Consider the following 20,159-nt stretch of genomic DNA (forward strand, 5'->3'; position numbering starts at 1 on the left):
AAAAAGCGATAAGAAATTATCGCTTTTTTAGTTTAAGCTCTTCTAAAGTTTTGAAAACTTGCTTTTCTGTATATTCTTTAAGCCAGATATTTTGAGGTTGCAGGTTTAAAACAGGGGCAAATTTGCATCTATCGGTACATTCTATCCTAATAACTTCTGTATCTGTATGTTTTACATAAGATTTTAAAGATTTATAGCAGTCTTTACCGCCCTTTTTAGCGCATTTGCTTCCGGTACAAACGTAAATGATGTTTTCTGGTTCGTAAAATTTACTCATGCTATTGTATTTTTTTCTTCGCAACTTACCTCATCGTTATGATGTGTTTTTTGCTCTATTAAATCTTTAATATCTCCTTTAGTATTAACAACTATTGCAGAAAGTTTGTTGCATTTATATGCACCAGTATCTATACAAATAGCATGGGTAGCTTCATCATACCGGGCTTTCTCTACCGGTGTATGCCCGTAAACCTGTAACTGTTCAAGTTTTCTTATGCCATTTCTTTGGTATAAAACACTATCTACATTATCCGGATTAAAAGGCTCTGCTGTTTCACCAACCCCTGCATGACTCACTAATAAATACGGCGTTTGGTAATATAAAGGCATTTTTTTAAACAACTCCGCATCAGGCTCTATTCTTCTTCCGTGATATAAGTATTGAGAAAATGTTTGCTCTCCAGATTTCTGAAACCACTCTTCGTTATATTGACTGAGTACATGTTTGTAAAAATACTCTTCATGGTTACCCCTAATTAAAACGCTATCAGGTTCTTCATCTTTAAGTTTAAAAGCTAGTTCTACTACTTGCGGACAAAAATTTCCATGGTCTACCAAATCTCCAACAAAAATAAGCTGTTGCGTATTGGGTTTCCACTTTTTTAACAAAGCTTGTAAAGTATGTAAACACCCATGAACGTCTCCTACAATAAAGTGTTCTTTTTTCATTTTCGGCATGAACTTGTGTGAAAGATTTTAATTAAAATCCTTGTTCAACAAACGTTCCAAATCAGTAAAACTAATATTCATTTTAACCCTACCCTGCTGTGCATAAGAAATTTCTCCTGTTTCTTCAGAAACGATTAATGCAGTAGCTTCGCTAGATTCTGTTACCCCTATTCCAGCCCGGTGTCTTAATCCAAATTGTGGTGGCAACTTATCATTTTCTGTTAAGGGTAAAATACAGCTGGCAGATTTTATTTTATTTTCTGATATGATAACAGCACCATCATGCAGGGGGCTGTTTTTTTGAAAAATACTTTCTAGTAACCGTTTTGAGATTTTTGCATCCATCATTTCACCGCTATTGGCAAAAGCATCCTGATCAAAATATTTTGCAAAGACAATTAAAGCTCCTGTTCTGGTCTTTTTCATAGATTTACAGGCATCAATAATAGGTTTAATTTTGGCCATATTGTTTTTCTCCAGCTCTTCTTTGCCAAACATCAGCTTTAGCCAAATCTTATTTTTTAGAGATATATTTTTACCGATAGTAAGTAAAAACCGCCTAAACTCTTGCTGAAAAACAATAATTAAAGCAATAAAGCCTACGCTAACAAAACTGCCTAAAATACCAGCAAGCAATTTCATATTCAGTTGCTCTACCACAAAATAAACAACATAAATAAGGATGAAACCTATAAAAATATTAACGGCAATAGTTCCCCTTATTAAATTATAGATATAATAAATGATAACAGCTACTAAAAGGATATCTATTACATCTAATACCGTAAGTTTTAAGAAGCTAAAGTCGAGAAAATCCATATTTTAATATTGTACTCTTGTAATTTATCAAAAATTATTGAAAAATGGCGGCTATTGCGCTTTTAGATAGCTTTGGTAAAGGCTAATGCTCTCTTTTGCCGCCTTCACATCATGAACTCTTAAAATAGCTGCCCCATTTTGTAATGCTATAGTATTTAAAACTGTGGTACCATTTAATGCTTCGTCTGCCGTGGTATTAAGCGTTTTCCAAACCATAGATTTTCTGGAAAGACCTGCCAAAACTGGGAAACCCAATATTTTAAATGTAGCTAGATGCTTTAATAAACTAAAGTTTTGGGTAATATCTTTTGCAAAACCAAAGCCGGGGTCTATGATGATATCATGCACTCCGTAAGCCTTCAATTGCTGAATTTTGGTTGAAAAATAATACATCATCTCTTCCATCATATCATCATAGTGATTTTGCGATTGCATATTTTGAGGCGTACCTTTCATATGCATTAAGATGTAAGGGACTTTTAATTTCCCTACAGTTTCAAACATCTTTGGATCAAAATTACCTCCTGATATATCGTTAATGATATGTGCCCCAGCATGTATGGCTTTTTCTGCTACTCTTGCCCTAAAGGTATCAATAGAAATAAAAGCTTGCTTAAATTCTTTGCTAATGAGTGCTACTGCTGGTAAAAGTCTTGCTTCTTCCTCGGCTTCGCTTATGTCTTGCGCCCCTGGTCTAGATGAATAGGCTCCCAAATCTAAAAAATCTGCCCCTTCGGTAAGCATTTTTTCTGCTTGTTTAAGAATTTCATAGTTGGTATTAACTCTACTCCCAGAAAAAAAAGAATCTGGCGTAATATTGATAATTCCCATCACTTTTGGCTCGTTTAAGTCCACCAATTCGCCGCCAATATTTAATGTGTTTTTTACCAGAAGCCTTGTATCTTTAACCATTATTTTAAATGCTAACAAAACAAAGCCCTCTTTCATCTATAATGATGATAAATAAAGGGCATAATTTTTAAAAGCAACAAAATAGCCATAATTTTACTATTTAAATAAACCCTATATCAGATTGGCAGCTCAAACATCAACACAATACGACGCAGTAATAAAAGTATGTAAAGACCTTTTCATGAAAAAAACTCGTGATTATGGTACAGCTTGGAGAATTTTACGTCCATCTTCTATAACCGATCAGATTTTTATTAAAGCGCAAAGAATTAGAACTTTAGAAGAGAAAAAAGTTAGTAAAGTTGGTGATGATATTAAGGGAGAATACATGGGCATTATCAATTACTGCATTATAGCCATGATACAGCTAGAGCTTGATGAAAATGCTGCCACCGAGCTTGAACCGAGCATTGTGGAAGTTAATTTTGACCAAAAAGTTACCGAAACAAAAGAACTTATGTTTGCCAAAAACCATGATTATGGTGAAGCTTGGAGAGATATGCGTGTAAGCTCTTTAACAGATTTAATTTTGATGAAGATTTTACGCGTAAAACAAATTGAAGATAACCAAGGGCAAACAGAGGCATCTGAAGGTGTAAAAGCCAATTACCAAGATATGATGAACTACGCTATTTTTGCACTGATTAAATTGTCTTAACCGATAAGTTCTTAACCTATGTTATATCAAAAACACATCCTTTTATTTAGTCGGATATTTGTTGGGCTCCTTTTTATTTTCTCAGGACTCATTAAATTAAACGACCCTTTAGGCTTTTCTTACAAATTAGAAGAATACTTTGAAGTGTTTCATGTAGTTTTTTTAAATCCATTTTCTGTATATCTATCCATCTTTTTATGTGCGCTTGAAGTGGTTTTAGGCGTATTTTTATTAACTGGGATATCTTCTAAAAAAGTAAGTTGGGGCTTATTGCTACTGATTATATTTTTCACTTTCTTAACTTTTTACTCGGCAGCTTTTAATGTTGTTAAAACCTGTGGCTGCTTTGGAGATGCCATACCTTTAACGCCTTGGCAATCTTTCAGCAAAGATTTGATTTTATTGGTCTTTATCATTTACATCTTCTTTAATAAAGCGTATATCAAGCCTGTATCAGCAGAGAAACCTGGCAGAACAGCCATTATCTCTTTAACCATCGGCTTAACCATATTATTTGGCATTTATACCTATGCATATTTGCCTATTATAGATTTTTTACCTTATAAAGTTGGTGCTAATATCCCGGATGCGATGCGTATTCCTGAAGGTGCACCACAAAACGAGTATGAAATTATTTACACCTTAAAAAATAAGAAAACTGGTGAACAGCAGGAAATGAGTGATAAAAAGTATCTGGAAACTAAAATATATGAAAATCCGGATTGGGAATTAATCAGCTCATCAGAACCAAAACTTGTTAAAGAAGGCTATCAACCTAAAATAAGCGATTTAAATATTTACGATTCGCAAGGGGTAAGCTATACCAAAGAATTGATAGAAAACCCTTATTATAATTTAGTTGCTGTTGGCTGGAGGCTAGATAAAGCTAATAAAAAAGCCGCTGGCGATATTAATGCTTTGGCGATAAATGCGGCGGAAAATTTTAATATCCGTACGGTTTGGTTAACGGCAAACTCTGCTACGGATGCAGAAAAATTTATCAAAGAAAATAAACTGGTGATGGAGTTTTTTTATGCCGATGCTGTACCTCTTAAAAGTATGGTAAGAGCAAATCCCGGTTTAATGCTTTTAAAAAACGGAACAATTATTAATAAATGGCCGGCAAGTGCTTTACCTAGTTATGATGATTTGGTAGCACAATACTTGAGCAAAAACTAAAGATGAAGATATTCTTAATAGGTTTTATGGGTTGCGGAAAAACAAGAATGGGTAAAAACCTTTCTGCCAAAATAAACCGTCCTTTTATTGATTTAGATACTTTAATAGAAAGCACACAGCATAAAACTGTTCCTGAAATTTTTGCTGAGCTAGGCGAAAATGGTTTTAGAGAAATTGAGCGTAACTTATTACAAAATAGCGCTATAGCTGATGATGCTATTATTTCTACCGGTGGTGGGGCGCCTTGTTTTTTGATAATATAGATTGGATGAACGCCAATGGTTTAACTATTTTTATTGACCCACCTGTTAAAATTTTAGCAGATAGATTGATAAACGCCAAAACAGAACGACCATTAATAAAAGGTAAAAGCTTTGATGAACTGGTTTTATTTATTGAAGACAAACTAAAAGAACGCAGACCATTTTATGAAAAAGCCCAAATTTCTTTACATGGTGTAAGCTTAACGCCAGAAATTTTATTGGAAGAACTAGAAAAGAAAGACATCAAACTGGTTTAAGCCAGTTTGCCGATAACTTTAAAGCGCTCAAAAACCTGTTCTGTATGTGGCGCATCTTTTAGCTCGGCAGTTAAATCTTGACCAGCCCAATGCTCATAATGTTTGCCTTTTAGCCATAATCTGCTTTGGCTTACATCATAAATTAAACCCAAATAAGCAACCCATATTTGCGGCTTATCTTGTCCGTTTCTTAAAGCTAACTGAGATTTGGTATAAACAGGCAATTCTTCTTCTATCATGCAGCTTGTTTCTTATTTCTAAAGAATTCAAAGAAAAGCAAATTCATCAAAAATAAAGACATCGAATAAAAATGATCCTCGAAAGGAATAGTTCCAACTCTAAAACCCATATTTTCCGCATTATTATACATCACAATAGGTATAGATGTTAATATCCCATTTACAATATAAAAAGGCAATAAAGAAACCACATAAGCTATATAAAATTTGCCCATATTTAAATGCGTTTTAGCAAAAAGGGTATAGAGTAAAACTACTAAAAGGGTGCTAAAATTTACCAAACTGTAAATTCTATCATGAAATAGCACCAGCATGATAACACATAAAATAACCAGCAACCAGCTAATAGCATTTACAATTTTGGCAGAGATTTCAATCTTAAAATAAGCTATTAAACACTCATATATAAAAATACAAGCAAAAGGAATGGTGATAAAAAACATGATTTCCTCTAGCGGTAAATCAAAAAACCGGATTCCAAGAATATAATCATCATTAAAAGACCAAACTTGGTTAATGGTAAAAATATAATCCCAAAGAAGATATAAAAGCCCAGTGATGAATAAGCCAGGCATGATAAATCTCCACTTTTTATAATAATGTACTTTTTTATCAAATGATAAAAGAATAGGAAAGAAAACAGTTGAAATATTGATGAGCAGATAACTCAGTTTACTATCCATTTATGCTAATACTTTTCTTAAAACACTTACTTCATTATCGGTACATCTTTTACTATCAATCATAAAATTGACCATATTTTTCAAGATGTTTTCATCTACATGTAAAGCTTGTACGTTAGATTTCTGTACCAATTCTAATATCTTCTTTTTATCTATTTCAAGATGTTTGCTATAGCCTAAAAATGGCGGTAAAAAATGCTCTAAACTAAATCTTAGAAAACGTATTTCAAGCTGGTTGGGGCTTAATTCAACAGCCCTATCAATGGTTTTGCAACCTTGCTTTAAGAAAGCCATTTTATTAACCGGATTCCAAGAATGTTTTGCCCTAACAGCATCAGCAGAACCTAAATAAGCCAATATTAACGGACTAGGATTTTTAATTGCTTTTAATTCTTTGTAGAGTTTATCGGCAGCATCGGCATCTTTAATAGCTTCTATATAATCTTTCCTTATTTTTTGAAGATCATAAGCAAAACCTTTAACCGTAAAACAAGCTAAAAACAGAAAGCAAAAGACAATATTTTTCATAATTTTTTATTCTTCTATAACAAACGCAAAAACTTTAAACAAAGTTTAGTTTGTCTTTAATTAATGCTTGTGCCATTAAGAATATCTTTTGTGTATCTGGAATACGTATTCTTTTATTTGCTATGGTTTGGGCCGATGTAGCTTTGATTTTCTCGAATAATTTAAGATAATAAACATAGGCAATGTAAACCCCCAGTTTAGAACCTTGCGGAAGTTGTTTTATCCCTTCTAAAGCATCATCAAAATCTGCTTTGATATCTTTTTCTATTTCTTGTTTATCAGCCTCAGTAAATTTTGTAAAATCAATACCAGGAAAATACGTTCTTCCTCTTTCCTCGAAATCAGATTTAATATCTCTTAAAAAATTAATTTTCTGAAAAGCAGAACCCAAACTTCTTGCTTTTGGTAATAGCGCATCGTAAAGCTGATGATTGCCTTCACAAAAAACTCTTAAACACATTAAACCTACTACTTCTGCCGAGCCATAAATGTACTCCTTGTAGCTATCATCGGTATAACGGGTTTTGTCTAAATCCATTTCCATAGATTTAAGAAAAGCATCCATTAAATGAAACTCAATATGATATTTATTTACCACTAGTTGGAAGGCATGTAATACCGGATTCAGGCTAATTTTACGTTCTATAGCTTCAACTGTATCTTTTCTAAACTGGGCAATTAAGCTTTCTTTGTCTTGATCATGAAAAGTATCAACAATTTCATCAGCAAAACGCACAAAACCATAGATGGCATAAATAGGTTCTCTAAATTTTTTATCAAAAGCCTTAATACCCAAACTAAAAGAAGTACTGTAGTTATTGGTAATAATTTTACTGCAATCTAGGCAGGTTTGGGTGTATAAATCCATCAAGAGCTAAAATTGTAAAATATAATCAGATTACAAAATCTTACAGATTTTGTTTGCCCAAGGTTATGATGATTTATTGCTAAGCTAATAAAAAGCAGAAATCAAGAAATTGTAAAACAAATTAGCTTATTTTGAATTTTACTTTTAACATGGGTACTCAATCTAAAATTGCAGTTATTGGCGCAGGTTTTTCTGGTTTGGCTGCGGCAACAGTATTGGCTAAAAAAGGCTATCAGGTAACTTTAATAGAAAAAAACGACCAAACTGGTGGCCGAGCGAGAATTTGGCAAACCGAAGGTTTTACTTTTGATATGGGACCAAGCTGGTATTGGATGCCAGATATTTTTGAGAACTATTTCAACCTATTTGGTAAAAGTGTTAAAGATTATTATCAGCTTATTCAATTAGACCCCGGTTATAGAATTTATTTTGGTGAGGATGAAATCATGAATATCCCGGCCAATATGCAAGAACTAGAAGCTTTATTTGAAAAGTACGAGCCAGGAAGCAGCATTGGTTTAAGAAAATTTATGGAGCAAGCGGCTTATAAGTACAAAACCGCCATGAGCGATTATGTTTTTAGACCTTCGCACTCTATTACCGAGTTTATAGATTTAAGAATGATGCTGGAAAGCTTACGTATTCATATGCTTAAACCTATGAGCTCTCATGTAAGAAAGTACTTCAAAAACCCAAAACTGATACAACTCTTAGAGTTTCCGGTTTTGTTTTTAGGCGCTACAGCACAAAAAATACCAGCCATGTACAGCTTAATGAATTATGCCGATTTAGCCATGGGCACTTGGTACCCAATGGGTGGCATGAATCAAATTGTAAAAGCCATGACTAAGCTTGCCGAAGAACAAGGTGTAGAAATATTGCTAAATACAGAAGTTGAAAAAATTGCAGTAGACAAAAACAAGGCTACAACTTTAGTTACAAACAAAGGAAATATTGAAGCAGATTTTGTTATTTCTGGCGCAGATTACGAACATACCGACCAGCAACTTCTAGAACCAAAGAACAGAAATTATACTGCCGAGTATTGGGATAAAAGAACCATGTCTCCTTCATCTTTACTGTTTTACATTGGTTTAGATAAAAAACTGGAAGGTATTAAACATCATAATTTATTTTTTGATGAAGATTTAGACCAACACGCTAAAGAAATTTATACCACTCCTAAATGGCCTACCAAACCCTTGTTTTACGCTTGTTGTCCATCGCAAACAGATGATACCGTAGCACCAGAAGGAAAAGAAAACTTGTTTTTCTTGATACCGCTAGCCCCAGGCTTAGAAGATTCTGATGAATTAAGAGAAAAATATTATAACATCATCATGGATAGGTTTGAGAATATCACTAAACAAAAAGTTAGGGGACATGAAATCATCAAAAGAAGCTATGCTATGGAAGATTTCAAGAAAGATTATCATTCTTATAAAGGTAATGCCTATGGTTTAGCTAATACTTTAGCGCAAACAGCATTCTTTAAACCTGCTATGCGAGCTAAAAAAGTAACTAACCTATTGTTTACTGGCCAACTTACCGTTCCAGGACCAGGTGTACCACCATCCCTAATTTCTGGACAAGTTGCAGCATCAGAAGCTGATAAATATTTTAAAGGAATTTAGGTAGAAAATAAAGAAGTAAAACTTCTTAGGCTGCAACAGCCTCAGAAGTTTTACGGTCATAAGCTTTCAAGCTTTTCTTAAGCAATTTTCTTGCTACGTGTATTCTGGTTTTTACTGTACCAATTGGTATAGCTAAATGGTCTGCAATTTCGTGGTATTTATAACCTTCAAAGTACATGGTGAAAGGCACATAATACTCTTCCTGTAGTTTAGATAGTGCTTTTTTAATATCATCCATCACAAACTTTGGCTCTCCTCCGTTTACAGTTGCAGAGTAAGATAACTGCGAAGATGAAATCTCATCTGTTTTGGTTACAAAAGTATTAATCTTCACAAACCTACGATAATTGTTAATGAAGGTATTCTTCATAATGGTGTATAACCATCCTTTTAAGTTTGTTCCTTCTTTAAATTTATTATAATAGGTAATTGCCTTTAACATAGTATCCTGTACCAAATCATTGGCATCATCAGCATCATGTGTAAAATGTAAGGCATACATTTTAAGTGATGATGCTTGGCGCATTACTAGGGTGTTAAATTCTATCTTAGTCATTTTGTTTAACTTTTATGATTAATACCTAAACAAACTTAGTGATTAAAATTTATAATCTGCAAATTTTGTTTAAGTTTTTTGTCAAAAAAATTAAACAATATGTTGCAACACTTTTCCGGCATCAAAAGTTAGACCAAAGGCGTATAAATAAGGTTTTCAGGATTTTAATCTAATAATGGGTAGTAAAAAAATTACATACCTTAGTTAAAAGACGTTTACTTCGCGTTCTAAGACAAGGCCAAACTTCTGTTGAACAGAATTTATGATGGAGGTAGAAAAATCATAAACTTCTTTTCCTGTTGCGCCACCGTGGTTTACTATTACTAAAGCTTGCTGGTGCCATGTACCAGTATGGCCAACTACTTTGCCTTTAAAGCCACATTGCTCTATTAACCAACCAGCGGCTAATTTTACTTGGTTATTGGGTACTAAAAAGTACACTATTTCTGGAAACTGTTTATGTAATAGGTCAAATTGATCCTTTGTAATGATAGGATTTTTAAAAAAAGAGCCTGCATTACCAATAGTAGATGGGTCTGGCAGTTTAGACACCCTAATTTCAGATACTACTTTAGAAACATCACTTAAAGCAGGATGCGTAATATTTCTCTTTGTTAATTCGGTTTGGATGGCGCCATAGCTGATATTAATTTGAGGAATTAAAGACAGTTTAAACTTTACGCTACATATAATGTATTGCCCCTTTAAAGCTTGTTTAAAAACGCTTTCGCGATATGCGAATTTGCAATCTTCATGGGTAAAATACTTAAAAGTGCCTGTAGCAATTTCAAAAGCTTTACAACTTTCAAATACATCTTTAAGCTCTACACCATAAGCACCAATATTTTGGATAGGCGAAGCACCTACAGAACCGGGTATGAGGCTTAAATTCTCTACTCCTGCAAACCCCCAATGCACACAATAATTCACAAAATCATTCCAAACCTCACCAGCACCAGCTTCTACCACCACTTCTTGATGATTGATGCGATGCGCTATCCCTCTGATATTGATCCTGATGACTAAACCATCAAAATCTTGTGTTAATAACATATTGCTGCCACCGCCCATTACCAAACGTGGGGTTTGATGCCATTTTGGGTCTAGAAACAGCTCTACTAGTTCATCCTCTATACATATTTCAACAAAATATTTAGCAAAAACCTCAATTTGAAAGGTATTGAAATTTTTTAAAGAAACATTTTGATGAATTTGTAACATGGTGAAATTAAATTGATGTTCTGAAATGACGACTAGCTTTTAAAATATTTTCTGGATGCCCAAAGTAAGCCAAATTCTTCTGAAGGTGTTTTTTCTGTTGATTTATGATGTATTTTGTGCGCTCTTCTGATACCTTTTAAATAAACATTCTCTGTTTTAAAAGCTTTAAAACGATTGTGAATAAACCAATCGTGAAAAATAAAATAGATAATACCATATATAGATATACCTACACCTATCCAAAATTTATAGTTTAATGTTGTTTGGTTATCAAACATCAGCCAGCAGGCTAATATCCCAAAACCTAAACTAAAAACATCATTTAACTCAAAAAAACCATGTCTTTGTTGGTGGTGTGTTTTGTGAACAAACCAAAGCGGACCGTGAAATAAGTATTTATGCAAAGCCCAAGAAACTAACTCCATCCCTATTAAGGTTCCTAAAATAATGAGAATATTTACTAGCATAATTAGAATGGATTTTTGAAGGATTGATTTTTGAATGAGAGAATAATTAAATCAATCCTTCTCTCATTCATTCCCTCAACATTATATATGTATCGCTCTATTATCAGTAGCAGCTAAAGCAGCTTCTTTGAAAGATTCTGTAAAAGTTGGGTGAGCGTGGCTTATTCTACCAATATCCTCTGCACTTGCTCTAAACTCCATAGCTACAACGGCCTCTGCAATCATATCGGCAGTACGTGGCCCAATCATATGTACACCTAAAATCTCATCAGTCGTGGCATCAGCCAATACTTTCACTAAGCCATCGGTATCCATACTGGCTCTTGCTCTTCCACTTGCTTTGAAAGGGAAAGAACCCACTTTATATTTCTTGCCTTGTTCTTTCAATTGCTCTTCGGTATAACCAACAGAGGCAACTTCTGGCCATGTGTAAACCACACCTGGTATTAAATTATAGTTGATATGCGGTTTTTGTCCGGCAATAACTTCGGCAACAAAAGTACCTTCTTCCTCGGCTTTGTGTGCCAGCATAGCACCTTTAATAACATCACCAATGGCATAAATACCTTTAACAGAAGTTTCAAGATGTTCGTTTACAGGGATTTTCTTGCCTCTTTCCTCTACAGTAATACCTATTTTATCTAAACCTAAACCTTCGGTATAAGCAGTTCTACCAACTGCAACTAAGCAGTAATCGCCTTCTAAAACTACTTTTTCACCTTTTGGAGAATCAGCGGTAACGGTTACTTTTTTACCTTTTACCTCGGCACCTGTAACTTTATGACTGAGTAAAAACTTAACCCCTATCTTTGCTAAAGATTTTTGTAGCTCTTTACCCATGGTACTATCCATAGTTGGGATAATAGATGAAGCAAACTCTACCACCGTAACTTCAGCACCTAAACGGGCGTAAACCGAACCTAACTCTAAACCAATAACACCACCTCCAATTAAGATTAAATGCTTCGGCACTTCTGTTAAATTTAAGGCTTCGGTAGACGTAATAATACGCTTGCCATCAGTTTTTAAGAAAGGTAGTTCTGTTGGCTTAGAACCTGTTGCTATGATGACATTTTTGCCTGTAATTTCTTGCTCGCCACCTTTTGCTAAAGCAATTTTAATGGTGTTTTTATCTTTAAAAGAACCTAAACCCTCATAGGTATCTATCTTATTTTTTTCATCAGGAAAGTAATACCAGCAGTAGTTTGCTCTACTACTTCATTTTTCCTTTTGATCATTTGTTTGATGTTTACTTTTACATCTTTCACATCAATACCATGTTCTGCAAAGGTATGGGTTGCATTATGGTAATGTTCTGATGAGTCTAACAAAGCCTTTGATGGGATACAACCTACGTTTAAGCAAGTACCTCCAAAGGTTGAATATTTCTCTACAATAGCGGTCTTCATTCCCAATTGGGCACAACGGATAGCGGCTACATAACCGCCCGGACCAGAACCTATTACGATAACGTCGTATTGCATCTTTTTAATTTTTTGTTTGGGCTAAATTAACGATTCTATTTGCCTTCTGGCAAGCTTCTTTTCAATTATTTTGATTAACCATTAAGGCTTGTTTATTGTTACATTTTAATTCCTATTTTTAAATAATGAAAAAACGTCTTTATAACATCATTTTCGAACACGATACTAAAGCCGGAAGGGCATTTGATATAGCTTTACTTTGGATGATTTTGTTTAGTGTGGTGATTGTTATTATAGAAAGTATCCCCGAAGTACATGAGGCTTTTTTTAAAGAATTTTATACCATAGAGTGGGTTTTAACCATTTTGTTTTCTATAGAATACATCTTGAGGATATGGACATCGCCAAAACCATTTCGTTATATATTTAGTTTTTGGGGCTTGGTAGATTTACTTTCTATTATCCCAACCTATTTTGATTTATTTTTTGCTGGATACCATTATCTGCTTACTGTAAGGATATTTAGATTATTAAGAGTTTTTAGAATCTTAAAATTGGTACGCTTTAACCGCGAAGCACAAATGCTTTTTAACGCTTTAAAAGCCAGTTCCTATAAAATAAGTGTTTTTTTAATGACGGTACTTACCATGGTTACCATTTTAGGCACCCTAATGTATGTGATTGAAGGTAGTGAAAACAATTTTACCAGTATCCCACAAAGCATTTACTGGGCAATAGTAACGGTAACAACAGTAGGTTTTGGAGATATAGTACCACAAACTGTATTAGGTAAATTTCTTTCTTCTTTGGCGATGATTATGGGCTATGCTATTATTGCCGTTCCAACGGGTATCATTACGGTTGAGCTATCTAAAAATAAAAGTAAAGTTTGCGGTAATTGCAGTACAGAAAACCCTATTAGCGCTAATTTCTGTAGCCAATGTGGTAAAGAAATTACACAATTACCGGATGCCTCTTAAACTCTTTCTCTCTATCAAATAAATATCTGTAGGTGTGATGAGTTTTATAAATTTTACCTCCAATTTGCTCGGCAACGTTCATCATTTTAGGGTTAAAATCACCTATCCAATTCATCTGAAAATCTTCGTATATAACTTTATCCTTGTCTTGAATAGTTTCTGCGGCTCTTACAATCATAGCTACTTCCACGCCTTTTTTCTGATGCTCTGGCACAATTCCGAAAACAATCCCATACATGGTTTTAGCAGTTTTTCTCCATTTATGATATAGGAATTTGATTTTTCCTATCCAATCTAACTTACCGTTAACATGCTTTACAAAAAGTTGGTTAAGCTCTGGAGTATTTACAAAAAAGCCAATGCACTCACCTTTATAATAGGTATACCAAACAATTTTTTCATCTAAAATAGGTTTAAGCTGCAACATAATGGCTCGGGCTTGTTGGGTACTCATTTCCTTTACACCTTTATGCTTTACCCAAGCCCTGTTATAAACCAACCTAAAATCTTCTATATACTTAGCTAGGTTAGAAAGCTTCAAATGCTCAAAAGTATAATCGGGGTTACTTAAAATATGTTCGGCTTTATCAGCATAGTTAGCAGCTAATTCTTGTGCTATTTTGCGGTAATAAGTGTATTGTTTAAAGTAAACTTCAAAGCCATAATCTTCAAAAAGCTGTTGATAATAAGGCGGGTTATAATTACAACAATAACAAGGTTCGTAAAAACCATCTACCAATAATCCCCACCATTTATCTCTATCACCAAAATTTATGGGCCCATCCATAGCTTCTATTCCTTGCGCTGCAAGCCAAGCTTTGGCGGTATCAAAAAGCAAAAAAGCCGCTTTTTTATCGTTTACACATTCAAAAAAACCTAAGCCGCCGGTGGGTTGGTCAAAACTGTTTAAAGTTTTTCTGTTGATGAAAGCAGCAATTCTACCAATAGTTTTACCGGCATCATCTTGCAAAATAAAACGGATGCAACTACCATGTCTAAAATACTTATTGCGTTTCTCATCAAAAACCATTTTTATATCCTTATCTAAAGGTCTTATAAAATTTTTGTCGGCTTTATAGAGGTGTACAGGTAACTCTAAAAATGCTTTTTGCGTGGCTTTATCCTCTACTTTAAGTATCTTCATTTAAAATTTGTAAAAGCTAATTCGAATAACAGATTTTTTAAAAATACGTTTTTGGATGTTTAAATCAACCATTAAAATAGCCTAAATTTTTCTATGATACTTAAAAATATAATCTCTTTCGTGTTTCTTCTTTTATCAATAAGCACTTACAGTCAGCTTTTAAACACCCATAAAACTACCTTGGCCGACTCTTTAAGAGGTAATATCCACAGCCCCTACAGAACTTGTTACGATGTTAACTTTTATCATCTAAAAGTGAAAATAGATATAGCCAATCAGACCATTAAAGGCAGTAATATTTTTCAGTTCACAGCTACCAAAGATTTCAAAACTTTACAGTTTGATTTATTTGAAAACCTGCAAATAGATAAAGTGATTTACAAAGGACAAGCTTTGGATTTTACAAGAACCTACAATGCAGTTTTTGTAAGCTTCCCGGATAGTATCAAAAAAAATAGCAAACAACAATTTGAAGTTTTTTATCAGGGGAAACCTAAAATAGCTAAAAATGCACCTTGGGATGGAGGCTTTACATTTACCAAACATCAAGATAAAGATTGGATTGCTACCTCTTGCCAAGGTTTAGGTGCTAGTAGCTGGTGGCCTAATAAAGACCAACAAGCAGATGAAGCAGATAGTATATGGATGAGCATTAGCGTTCCAGAGTCTATCATAAATGTTTCTAATGGCAGGTTACGCTCAGTAGAAACTCTTCCGGATGGTTATAAAACTTATCATTGGTTTGTGAGTGCGCCCATTAACAACTATAATGTAGCGGTAAACGCAACCAATTATGTTCATTTTAATGATATTTATAAAGGTTTAAAAGGTAATCTTAGTCTTGATTATTATGTTTTACCAGAACATCAAGAAACTGCCAAAACGCATTTCGATAATGATGTTAAAAGAATGCTACAAGCTTTTGAACATTGGTTTGGACCTTATCCTTTCTACAAAGATGGTTTTAAGTTAATAGAAACGCCTTATTTGGGTATGGAGCACCAAAGTGCTATTGCTTATGGTAACCAGTTTAAAAAAGGGTATTTAGGTAGAGATTTATCAGGTACTGGCTGGGGATTAAAGTGGGATTTTATTATTGTACATGAGGCCGGACATGAGTGGTTTGGTAACAATATCACCACCAAAGATATTGCCGATATGTGGGTACACGAAAGTTTCACCAATTACGCGGAAAGCTTATTTATAGAATATCATTATGGTAAAAAAGCTGGGGCTGAATATGTGCTAGGCTTAAGAAATAACATCCAAAATGATAAACCTATTGTTGGACCTTATGGCGTAAACCAAGAAGGCTCTGGAGACATGTATTATAAAGGTGCTAATATGTTGCATACTTTAAGAACCATTGTTAATAATGATACTTTATGGCGTGAGTTATTGATAGGCTTAAATAGAGATTTTGCTTTAAAAACCGTCACCGGAAAAGACGTTATCGATTACATTAACCAAAAAACTAAAATTAATTTTACTCCAATATTCCAACAATATCTTGAATATAAGAATATCCCTGTACTAGAACTTAAGAAAGAAAAAAAGGGTTTCAGCTATCGTTGGAAATGTGATGTAGCTGATTTTAACATGCCTTTGCAAGTAAACATCAACCACAAAATCTTAAAACTTAAGCCTACTTCAAGTTGGCAAAATATACCGGGCTCTACTTTTATGGTTGATGCTAATTATTACATCGCCATCAAAAAAATATGATTTAAATCTTATTTAATTTTAAATTATTTAAAAAGCATCAATGAAAATATAGTTAATATTATATTTGTTAATTATTTGGGGCTTTTCATATGTTAAAATTTTTAAGAGGAAATATATATTTCTCTTTACTACTAAGGCTATTTATTATAGTGGTCTTATATGCTATTTGTAGGATAGCATTTTATATTTTCAATGCTTCTTCTTTTCCAGAATTTAATTTTTCTCATTTTTTAATGCTTTTGTATGGGGGCTTAAAGTTTGATATTAGTGCAATTATTTATCTAAATCTTCTTTTCATAGCCAGTCAAATTATCCCTTTAAAAGTTAGATACAGTAAAAGATATCAAAAAATATTTGCAGGCATTTTCTTCTTTTCTAATGGTTTGGGCTTAGCTTTTAATATCGGAGATATTGCCTATTTCCCCTTTACCTTAAAACGTAGCACTTTTAGCATGTTTTCGCAGTTTTCTAATGAGCAAAACTTAGGAACACTTGCCTTAAAATTTATTTTTATTGATTATTGGTATACCACATTATTATTTGCGCTTTGCCTTTATGCGATGTATTGGACTTATAAGCAAATCCCCATAAAAAAGCCTAAAATAAAGAATACAACTATTTATGGAAGCAGCGCAGCAGTTATGATGTTGCTAATCATATGGTTTTCTATAGCAGGTATGCGTGGTGGTTTTAGACATAGCACTCGGCCTATTACCCTAAGTAATGCGGGGGAATATGTACAAGACCCCTCTGAAATTAATATTGTTATCAATACACCATTTTCTATTATCAGAACATTAAAAACAAAACCTTTAAAAGAGCAAAACTTCTTTTCTAAAGCGGTAGCAGATAGTTTATATAACCCTATTAAACGACCTATTTTAAACCAAAAGTTTAAACCCAAAAATGTTGTTGTTATTATTTTAGAAAGCTTTAGTAGAGAGTATATAGGCTTTTTTAATCCTCAGTTAGACGGAGGGAAATACAAAGGCTATACTCCTTTTTTAGACTCTTTGGCAAGGCATTCTTTGTGCTTTACCAATGCTTATGCTAACGGTAGAAAATCTATAGAAGGGCTGCCATCTGTTATATCTAGCATACCGGGTATAAATGAGCCTTTTGTATTATCTTATTATTCTGGAAACAGAATAAATAGCTTAGGTGGCTTACTAGCCGAAAAAGGCTATCATACTTCTTTTTTTCATGGCGCCCCAAATGGCTCTATGGGCTTTAGCTCTTATATTAAAATGGCTGGTATTAAACACTATTTTGGGAAATCAGAATATGCTCATGATGATGATTTTGACGGTATTTGGGGCATTTGGGATGAGCCTTTTTTACAATATTGGGCAAAAAACATCAATACCTTTAAACAACCTTTTTTCACGAGTGTATTTACGCTTTCATCGCATCATCCATTTAAATTGCCTGCTGCTTATGAAGGTAAATTCCCAAAAGGTACTTTACCCATTCATCAAAATGTAGGCTATACGGATATGGCTTTACGAAAGTTTTTTAAAACGGTTGCTAAAAGTGAGTGGTATAAAAACACATTATTCATCATTACGGCAGACCATTCTACCTTGGCCAGTCATCCAGAATATCAAACATCCTTAGGTGCTTTTGCAGTTCCCATCATTATTTTTGACCCAAGCGGCGATTTAAAAGGTGTACGAGATTATCCGGTACAGCAAATAGATATAGCCCCTACCATTTTAAATTATCTAAATTTTGATAAAGCTTATTTTGCTTTTGGCCATGATATGCTTCAGCCTCAAAAAAATCATTTTATCGTTAATACTATTGATGGCAACTACGAAATTATTAAAGACCAGTATGTATTGAAATACAATGAAGAAAGCAGTAAACTTTACAATTATAAAAATGATGTTTTATTAAAAGCAGAAATTGGCAAAAGTCATCCACAAGAAAAACAAGAATTAGAAACTTATTTGAAAGCTTTTATACAGCAGTATAATAAAAATATGATTGGGAATAGTTTAACGGTTGATTGAGAAAAATCCGTTCAATTCTTTATATGAGTAAGAAATATTAAAACCAAAAAAGCCCAATTTCCATCGGGCTTTCTGTGTGGGAGATACTGGGTTCGAACCAGTGACCCTCCCGATTATATATCGGGATGCTCTGAAAATCCACCATAAATACCACTTATTATCTAAAATATTAAAACCAAAAAAGCCCAATTTCCATCGGGCTTTCTGTGTGGGAGATACTGGGTTCGAACCAGTGACCCTCCCGATTATATATCGGGATGCTCTGAACCAGCTGAGCTTTCTACAAGTTTCATGATTAGCTTCCTACTTTTCCACGACTTAATCTGCTTCTCTCTTTTTATAGCAGCGTCTTTAGTTTCATAAATTTCTTGAAATACCAACTTCCAATCACCTACTTTACCGGTAAAACCTTTATGATTAGTATTATGTTTCTCTATTCTGGATTTTATATCGGAAGTTGATCCAACATAAAATATATTTCTTAAACTTGAGTAGATGATGTAAACGAAATACATATTAGATAAGAATTAAAACCAAAAAAGCCCAATTTCCATCGGGCTTTTTGTGTGGGAGATACTGGGTTCGAACCAGTGACCCTCCCGATTATATATCGGGATGCTCTGAACCAGCTGAGCTTTCTACAAGTTTCATGATTAGCTTCCTACTTTTCCACGACTTAATCTGCTTCTCTCTTTTTATAGCAGCGTCTTTAGTTTCATAAATTTCTTGAAATACCAACTTCCAATCACCTACTTTACCGGTAAAACCTTTATGATTAGTATTATGTTTCTCTATTCTGGATTTTATATCGGAAGTTGATCCAACATAAAATATATTTCTTAAACTTGAGTAGATGATGTAAACGAAATACATATTAGATAAGAATTAAAACCAAAAAAGCCCAATTTCCATCGGGCTTTTTGTGTGGGAGATACTGGGTTCGAACCAGTGACCCTCCCGATTATATATCGGGATGCTCTGAACCAGCTGAGCTTTCTACAAGTTTCATGATTAGCTTCCTACTTTTCCACGACTTAATCTGCTTCTCTCTTTTTATAGCAGCGTCTTTAGTTTCATAAATTTCTTGAAATACCAACTTCCAATCACCTACTTTACCGGTAAAACCTTTATGATTAGTATTATGTTTCTCTATTCTGGATTTTATATCGGAAGTTGATCCAACATAAAATATATTTCTTAAACTTGAGTAGATGATGTAAACGAAATACATATTAGATAAGAATTAAAACCAAAAAAGCCCAATTTCCATCGGGCTTTTTGTGTGGGAGATACTGGGTTCGAACCAGTGACCCTCCCGATTATATATCGGGATGCTCTGAACCAGCTGAGCTTTCTACAAGTTTCATGATTAGCTTCCTACTTTTCCACGACTTAATCTGCTTCTCTCTTTTTATAGCAGCGTCTTTAGTTTCATAAATTTCTTGAAATACCAACTTCCAATCACCTACTTTACCGGTAAAACCTTTATGATTAGTATTATGTTTCTCTATTCTGGATTTTATATCGGAAGTTGATCCAACATAAAATATATTTCTTAAACTTGAGTAGATGATGTAAACGAAATACATATTAGATAAGAATTAAAACCAAAAAAGCCCAATTTCCATCGGGCTTTTTG

24 protein-coding genes, 4 tRNA genes and 1 pseudogene are annotated in these 20,159 nt (G+C 33.8%); 8 read left to right on the forward strand and 21 right to left on the reverse strand.

Annotated elements, in window-relative coordinates; genetic code table 11:
• Positions 1-16: 16 nt before the first annotated feature.
• From FYC62_RS10755 to folP, 4 genes are read right to left on the reverse strand one after another with little or no spacing between them, the layout of a single operon-like run.
• Positions 17-277 (reverse strand): (2Fe-2S) ferredoxin domain-containing protein, encoded by a 261-nt coding sequence (locus FYC62_RS10755; RefSeq protein WP_149074935.1) that lies wholly within the window; start codon positions 275-277, stop codon positions 17-19.
• Complete coding sequence (locus FYC62_RS10760; protein ID WP_168199427.1) at positions 274-948, reverse strand: metallophosphoesterase family protein; 675 nt, start codon at positions 946-948, stop codon at positions 274-276. Before FYC62_RS10760 ends, FYC62_RS10755 begins: the two co-directional genes overlap by 4 nt.
• Positions 949-975: 27 nt before the next feature.
• A complete protein-coding gene (cdaA, locus tag FYC62_RS10765) occupies positions 976-1,767 on the reverse strand; it encodes a diadenylate cyclase CdaA (protein WP_039454351.1) in 792 nt (263 codons plus the stop codon).
• Positions 1,768-1,818: 51 nt separating this feature from the next.
• Positions 1,819-2,715, reverse strand: coding sequence for a dihydropteroate synthase (folP, locus tag FYC62_RS10770; RefSeq protein WP_317131487.1), 897 nt, complete (start codon positions 2,713-2,715; stop codon positions 1,819-1,821).
• A gap of 145 nt (positions 2,716-2,860) precedes the next feature.
• Between folP and FYC62_RS10775 the strand changes: the two genes are divergently transcribed.
• The 4 genes from FYC62_RS10775 to FYC62_RS17840 are packed head-to-tail and all read left to right on the forward strand — an operon-like array spanning position 2,861 to position 5,036.
• The gene (locus FYC62_RS10775) at positions 2,861-3,337 is read left to right on the forward strand and encodes a DUF1599 domain-containing protein (protein WP_052177009.1); all 477 of its coding nucleotides are present in this window, start codon (positions 2,861-2,863) and stop codon (positions 3,335-3,337) included.
• 18 nt (positions 3,338-3,355) lie between these two features.
• Entirely contained in the window at positions 3,356-4,516 is a 1,161-nt protein-coding gene (locus FYC62_RS10780) for a BT_3928 family protein (protein WP_149074938.1), read from the forward strand.
• Positions 4,517-4,518: 2 nt separating this feature from the next.
• Positions 4,519-4,779 (forward strand): shikimate kinase, encoded by a 261-nt coding sequence (locus FYC62_RS17835; protein ID WP_262713553.1) that lies wholly within the window; start codon positions 4,519-4,521, stop codon positions 4,777-4,779.
• Between the two features lie 5 nt (positions 4,780-4,784).
• Positions 4,785-5,036 (forward strand): shikimate kinase, encoded by a 252-nt coding sequence (locus FYC62_RS17840; protein WP_262713554.1) that lies wholly within the window; start codon positions 4,785-4,787, stop codon positions 5,034-5,036.
• On the opposite strand, the gene FYC62_RS10790 is transcribed toward FYC62_RS17840, so the two are convergent.
• The 4 genes from FYC62_RS10790 to FYC62_RS10805 are packed head-to-tail and all read right to left on the reverse strand — an operon-like array spanning position 5,033 to position 7,354.
• Positions 5,033-5,275 (reverse strand): cytochrome b5 domain-containing protein, encoded by a 243-nt coding sequence (locus FYC62_RS10790; RefSeq protein WP_039454355.1) that lies wholly within the window; start codon positions 5,273-5,275, stop codon positions 5,033-5,035. The genes FYC62_RS17840 and FYC62_RS10790 overlap by 4 nt on opposite strands.
• Entirely contained in the window at positions 5,272-5,958 is a 687-nt protein-coding gene (locus FYC62_RS10795) for a lycopene cyclase domain-containing protein (protein ID WP_149074939.1), read from the reverse strand. The genes FYC62_RS10790 and FYC62_RS10795 overlap by 4 nt, the downstream gene beginning before the upstream one ends.
• Positions 5,959-6,486, reverse strand: a complete 528-nt coding sequence (locus tag FYC62_RS10800; protein WP_039454357.1) for a hypothetical protein — start codon at positions 6,484-6,486, stop codon at positions 5,959-5,961. It lies immediately after the preceding gene.
• 34 nt (positions 6,487-6,520) lie between these two features.
• A complete protein-coding gene (locus tag FYC62_RS10805; RefSeq protein WP_149074940.1) occupies positions 6,521-7,354 on the reverse strand; it encodes a phytoene/squalene synthase family protein in 834 nt (277 codons plus the stop codon).
• 149 nt (positions 7,355-7,503) lie between these two features.
• Between FYC62_RS10805 and FYC62_RS10810 the strand changes: the two genes are divergently transcribed.
• On the forward strand, positions 7,504-8,988 hold the full coding sequence (locus FYC62_RS10810; RefSeq protein WP_149074941.1) for a phytoene desaturase family protein: 1,485 nt from the start codon (positions 7,504-7,506) through the stop codon (positions 8,986-8,988).
• Between the two features lie 25 nt (positions 8,989-9,013).
• On the opposite strand, the gene FYC62_RS10815 is transcribed toward FYC62_RS10810, so the two are convergent.
• The 4 genes and pseudogenes from FYC62_RS10815 to lpdA form a co-directional block, all read right to left on the reverse strand.
• Positions 9,014-9,544 (reverse strand): RNA polymerase sigma factor, encoded by a 531-nt coding sequence (locus tag FYC62_RS10815; protein ID WP_026903286.1) that lies wholly within the window; start codon positions 9,542-9,544, stop codon positions 9,014-9,016.
• 204 nt (positions 9,545-9,748) lie between these two features.
• Entirely contained in the window at positions 9,749-10,765 is a 1,017-nt protein-coding gene (gene murB, locus FYC62_RS10820) for a UDP-N-acetylmuramate dehydrogenase (protein WP_149074942.1), read from the reverse strand.
• 32 nt (positions 10,766-10,797) lie between these two features.
• The gene (locus FYC62_RS10825) at positions 10,798-11,232 is read right to left on the reverse strand and encodes a sterol desaturase family protein (RefSeq protein WP_149074943.1); all 435 of its coding nucleotides are present in this window, start codon (positions 11,230-11,232) and stop codon (positions 10,798-10,800) included.
• 81 nt (positions 11,233-11,313) lie between these two features.
• Positions 11,314-12,716 (reverse strand): annotated as a pseudogene (lpdA, locus tag FYC62_RS10830) (dihydrolipoyl dehydrogenase).
• Positions 12,717-12,841: 125 nt separating this feature from the next.
• Between lpdA and FYC62_RS10835 the strand changes: the two are divergent.
• Positions 12,842-13,636: an ion transporter gene (locus FYC62_RS10835; RefSeq protein WP_149074944.1), complete on the forward strand. Its 795-nt coding sequence runs from the start codon at positions 12,842-12,844 to the stop codon at positions 13,634-13,636.
• On the opposite strand, the gene FYC62_RS10840 is transcribed toward FYC62_RS10835, so the two are convergent.
• Positions 13,611-14,780 (reverse strand): hypothetical protein, encoded by a 1,170-nt coding sequence (locus FYC62_RS10840; RefSeq protein WP_149074945.1) that lies wholly within the window; start codon positions 14,778-14,780, stop codon positions 13,611-13,613. The two genes, FYC62_RS10835 and FYC62_RS10840, sit on opposite strands and share 26 nt — an antisense overlap.
• Before the next feature lie 93 nt (positions 14,781-14,873).
• On the opposite strand from FYC62_RS10840, the gene FYC62_RS10845 reads away from it, so the two are divergent.
• On the forward strand, positions 14,874-16,505 hold the full coding sequence (locus FYC62_RS10845) for a M1 family metallopeptidase (RefSeq protein ID WP_149074946.1): 1,632 nt from the start codon (positions 14,874-14,876) through the stop codon (positions 16,503-16,505).
• Between the two features lie 89 nt (positions 16,506-16,594).
• Positions 16,595-18,520, forward strand: a complete 1,926-nt coding sequence (locus FYC62_RS10850) for an LTA synthase family protein (protein ID WP_149074947.1) — start codon at positions 16,595-16,597, stop codon at positions 18,518-18,520.
• A 209-nt stretch (positions 18,521-18,729) separates the two neighbouring features.
• Here the strand turns inward: FYC62_RS10850 and FYC62_RS10855 are convergent.
• The 8 genes from FYC62_RS10855 to FYC62_RS10890 all read right to left on the reverse strand — a co-directional run bounded on the left by FYC62_RS10855 (position 18,730) and on the right by FYC62_RS10890 (position 20,109).
• Positions 18,730-18,802, reverse strand: a tRNA-Ile gene (locus FYC62_RS10855).
• The gene (locus FYC62_RS10860; RefSeq protein WP_149075904.1) at positions 18,766-19,035 is read right to left on the reverse strand and encodes a GIY-YIG nuclease family protein; all 270 of its coding nucleotides are present in this window, start codon (positions 19,033-19,035) and stop codon (positions 18,766-18,768) included. The genes FYC62_RS10855 and FYC62_RS10860 overlap by 37 nt, the downstream gene beginning before the upstream one ends.
• A 52-nt stretch (positions 19,036-19,087) precedes the next feature.
• A tRNA-Ile gene (locus FYC62_RS10865) sits at positions 19,088-19,160 on the reverse strand.
• Positions 19,124-19,393 carry a GIY-YIG nuclease family protein gene (locus FYC62_RS10870; RefSeq protein ID WP_149075904.1) on the reverse strand — a complete coding sequence of 90 codons (270 nt, stop codon included), beginning with the start codon at positions 19,391-19,393 and terminating at the stop codon, positions 19,124-19,126. The genes FYC62_RS10865 and FYC62_RS10870 overlap by 37 nt, the downstream gene beginning before the upstream one ends.
• Positions 19,394-19,445: 52 nt before the next feature.
• A tRNA-Ile gene (locus FYC62_RS10875) sits at positions 19,446-19,518 on the reverse strand.
• Complete coding sequence (locus tag FYC62_RS10880; RefSeq protein WP_149075904.1) at positions 19,482-19,751, reverse strand: GIY-YIG nuclease family protein; 270 nt, start codon at positions 19,749-19,751, stop codon at positions 19,482-19,484. Before FYC62_RS10880 ends, FYC62_RS10875 begins: the two co-directional genes overlap by 37 nt.
• A gap of 52 nt (positions 19,752-19,803) precedes the next feature.
• Positions 19,804-19,876, reverse strand: a tRNA-Ile gene (locus FYC62_RS10885).
• Entirely contained in the window at positions 19,840-20,109 is a 270-nt protein-coding gene (locus FYC62_RS10890; protein ID WP_149075904.1) for a GIY-YIG nuclease family protein, read from the reverse strand. The genes FYC62_RS10885 and FYC62_RS10890 overlap by 37 nt, the downstream gene beginning before the upstream one ends.
• Positions 20,110-20,159 lie beyond the last annotated feature (50 nt).

It is taken from the genome of Pedobacter aquae (genome assembly GCF_008195825.1).
GTDB lineage: Bacteria > Bacteroidota > Bacteroidia > Sphingobacteriales > Sphingobacteriaceae > Pseudopedobacter > Pseudopedobacter aquae.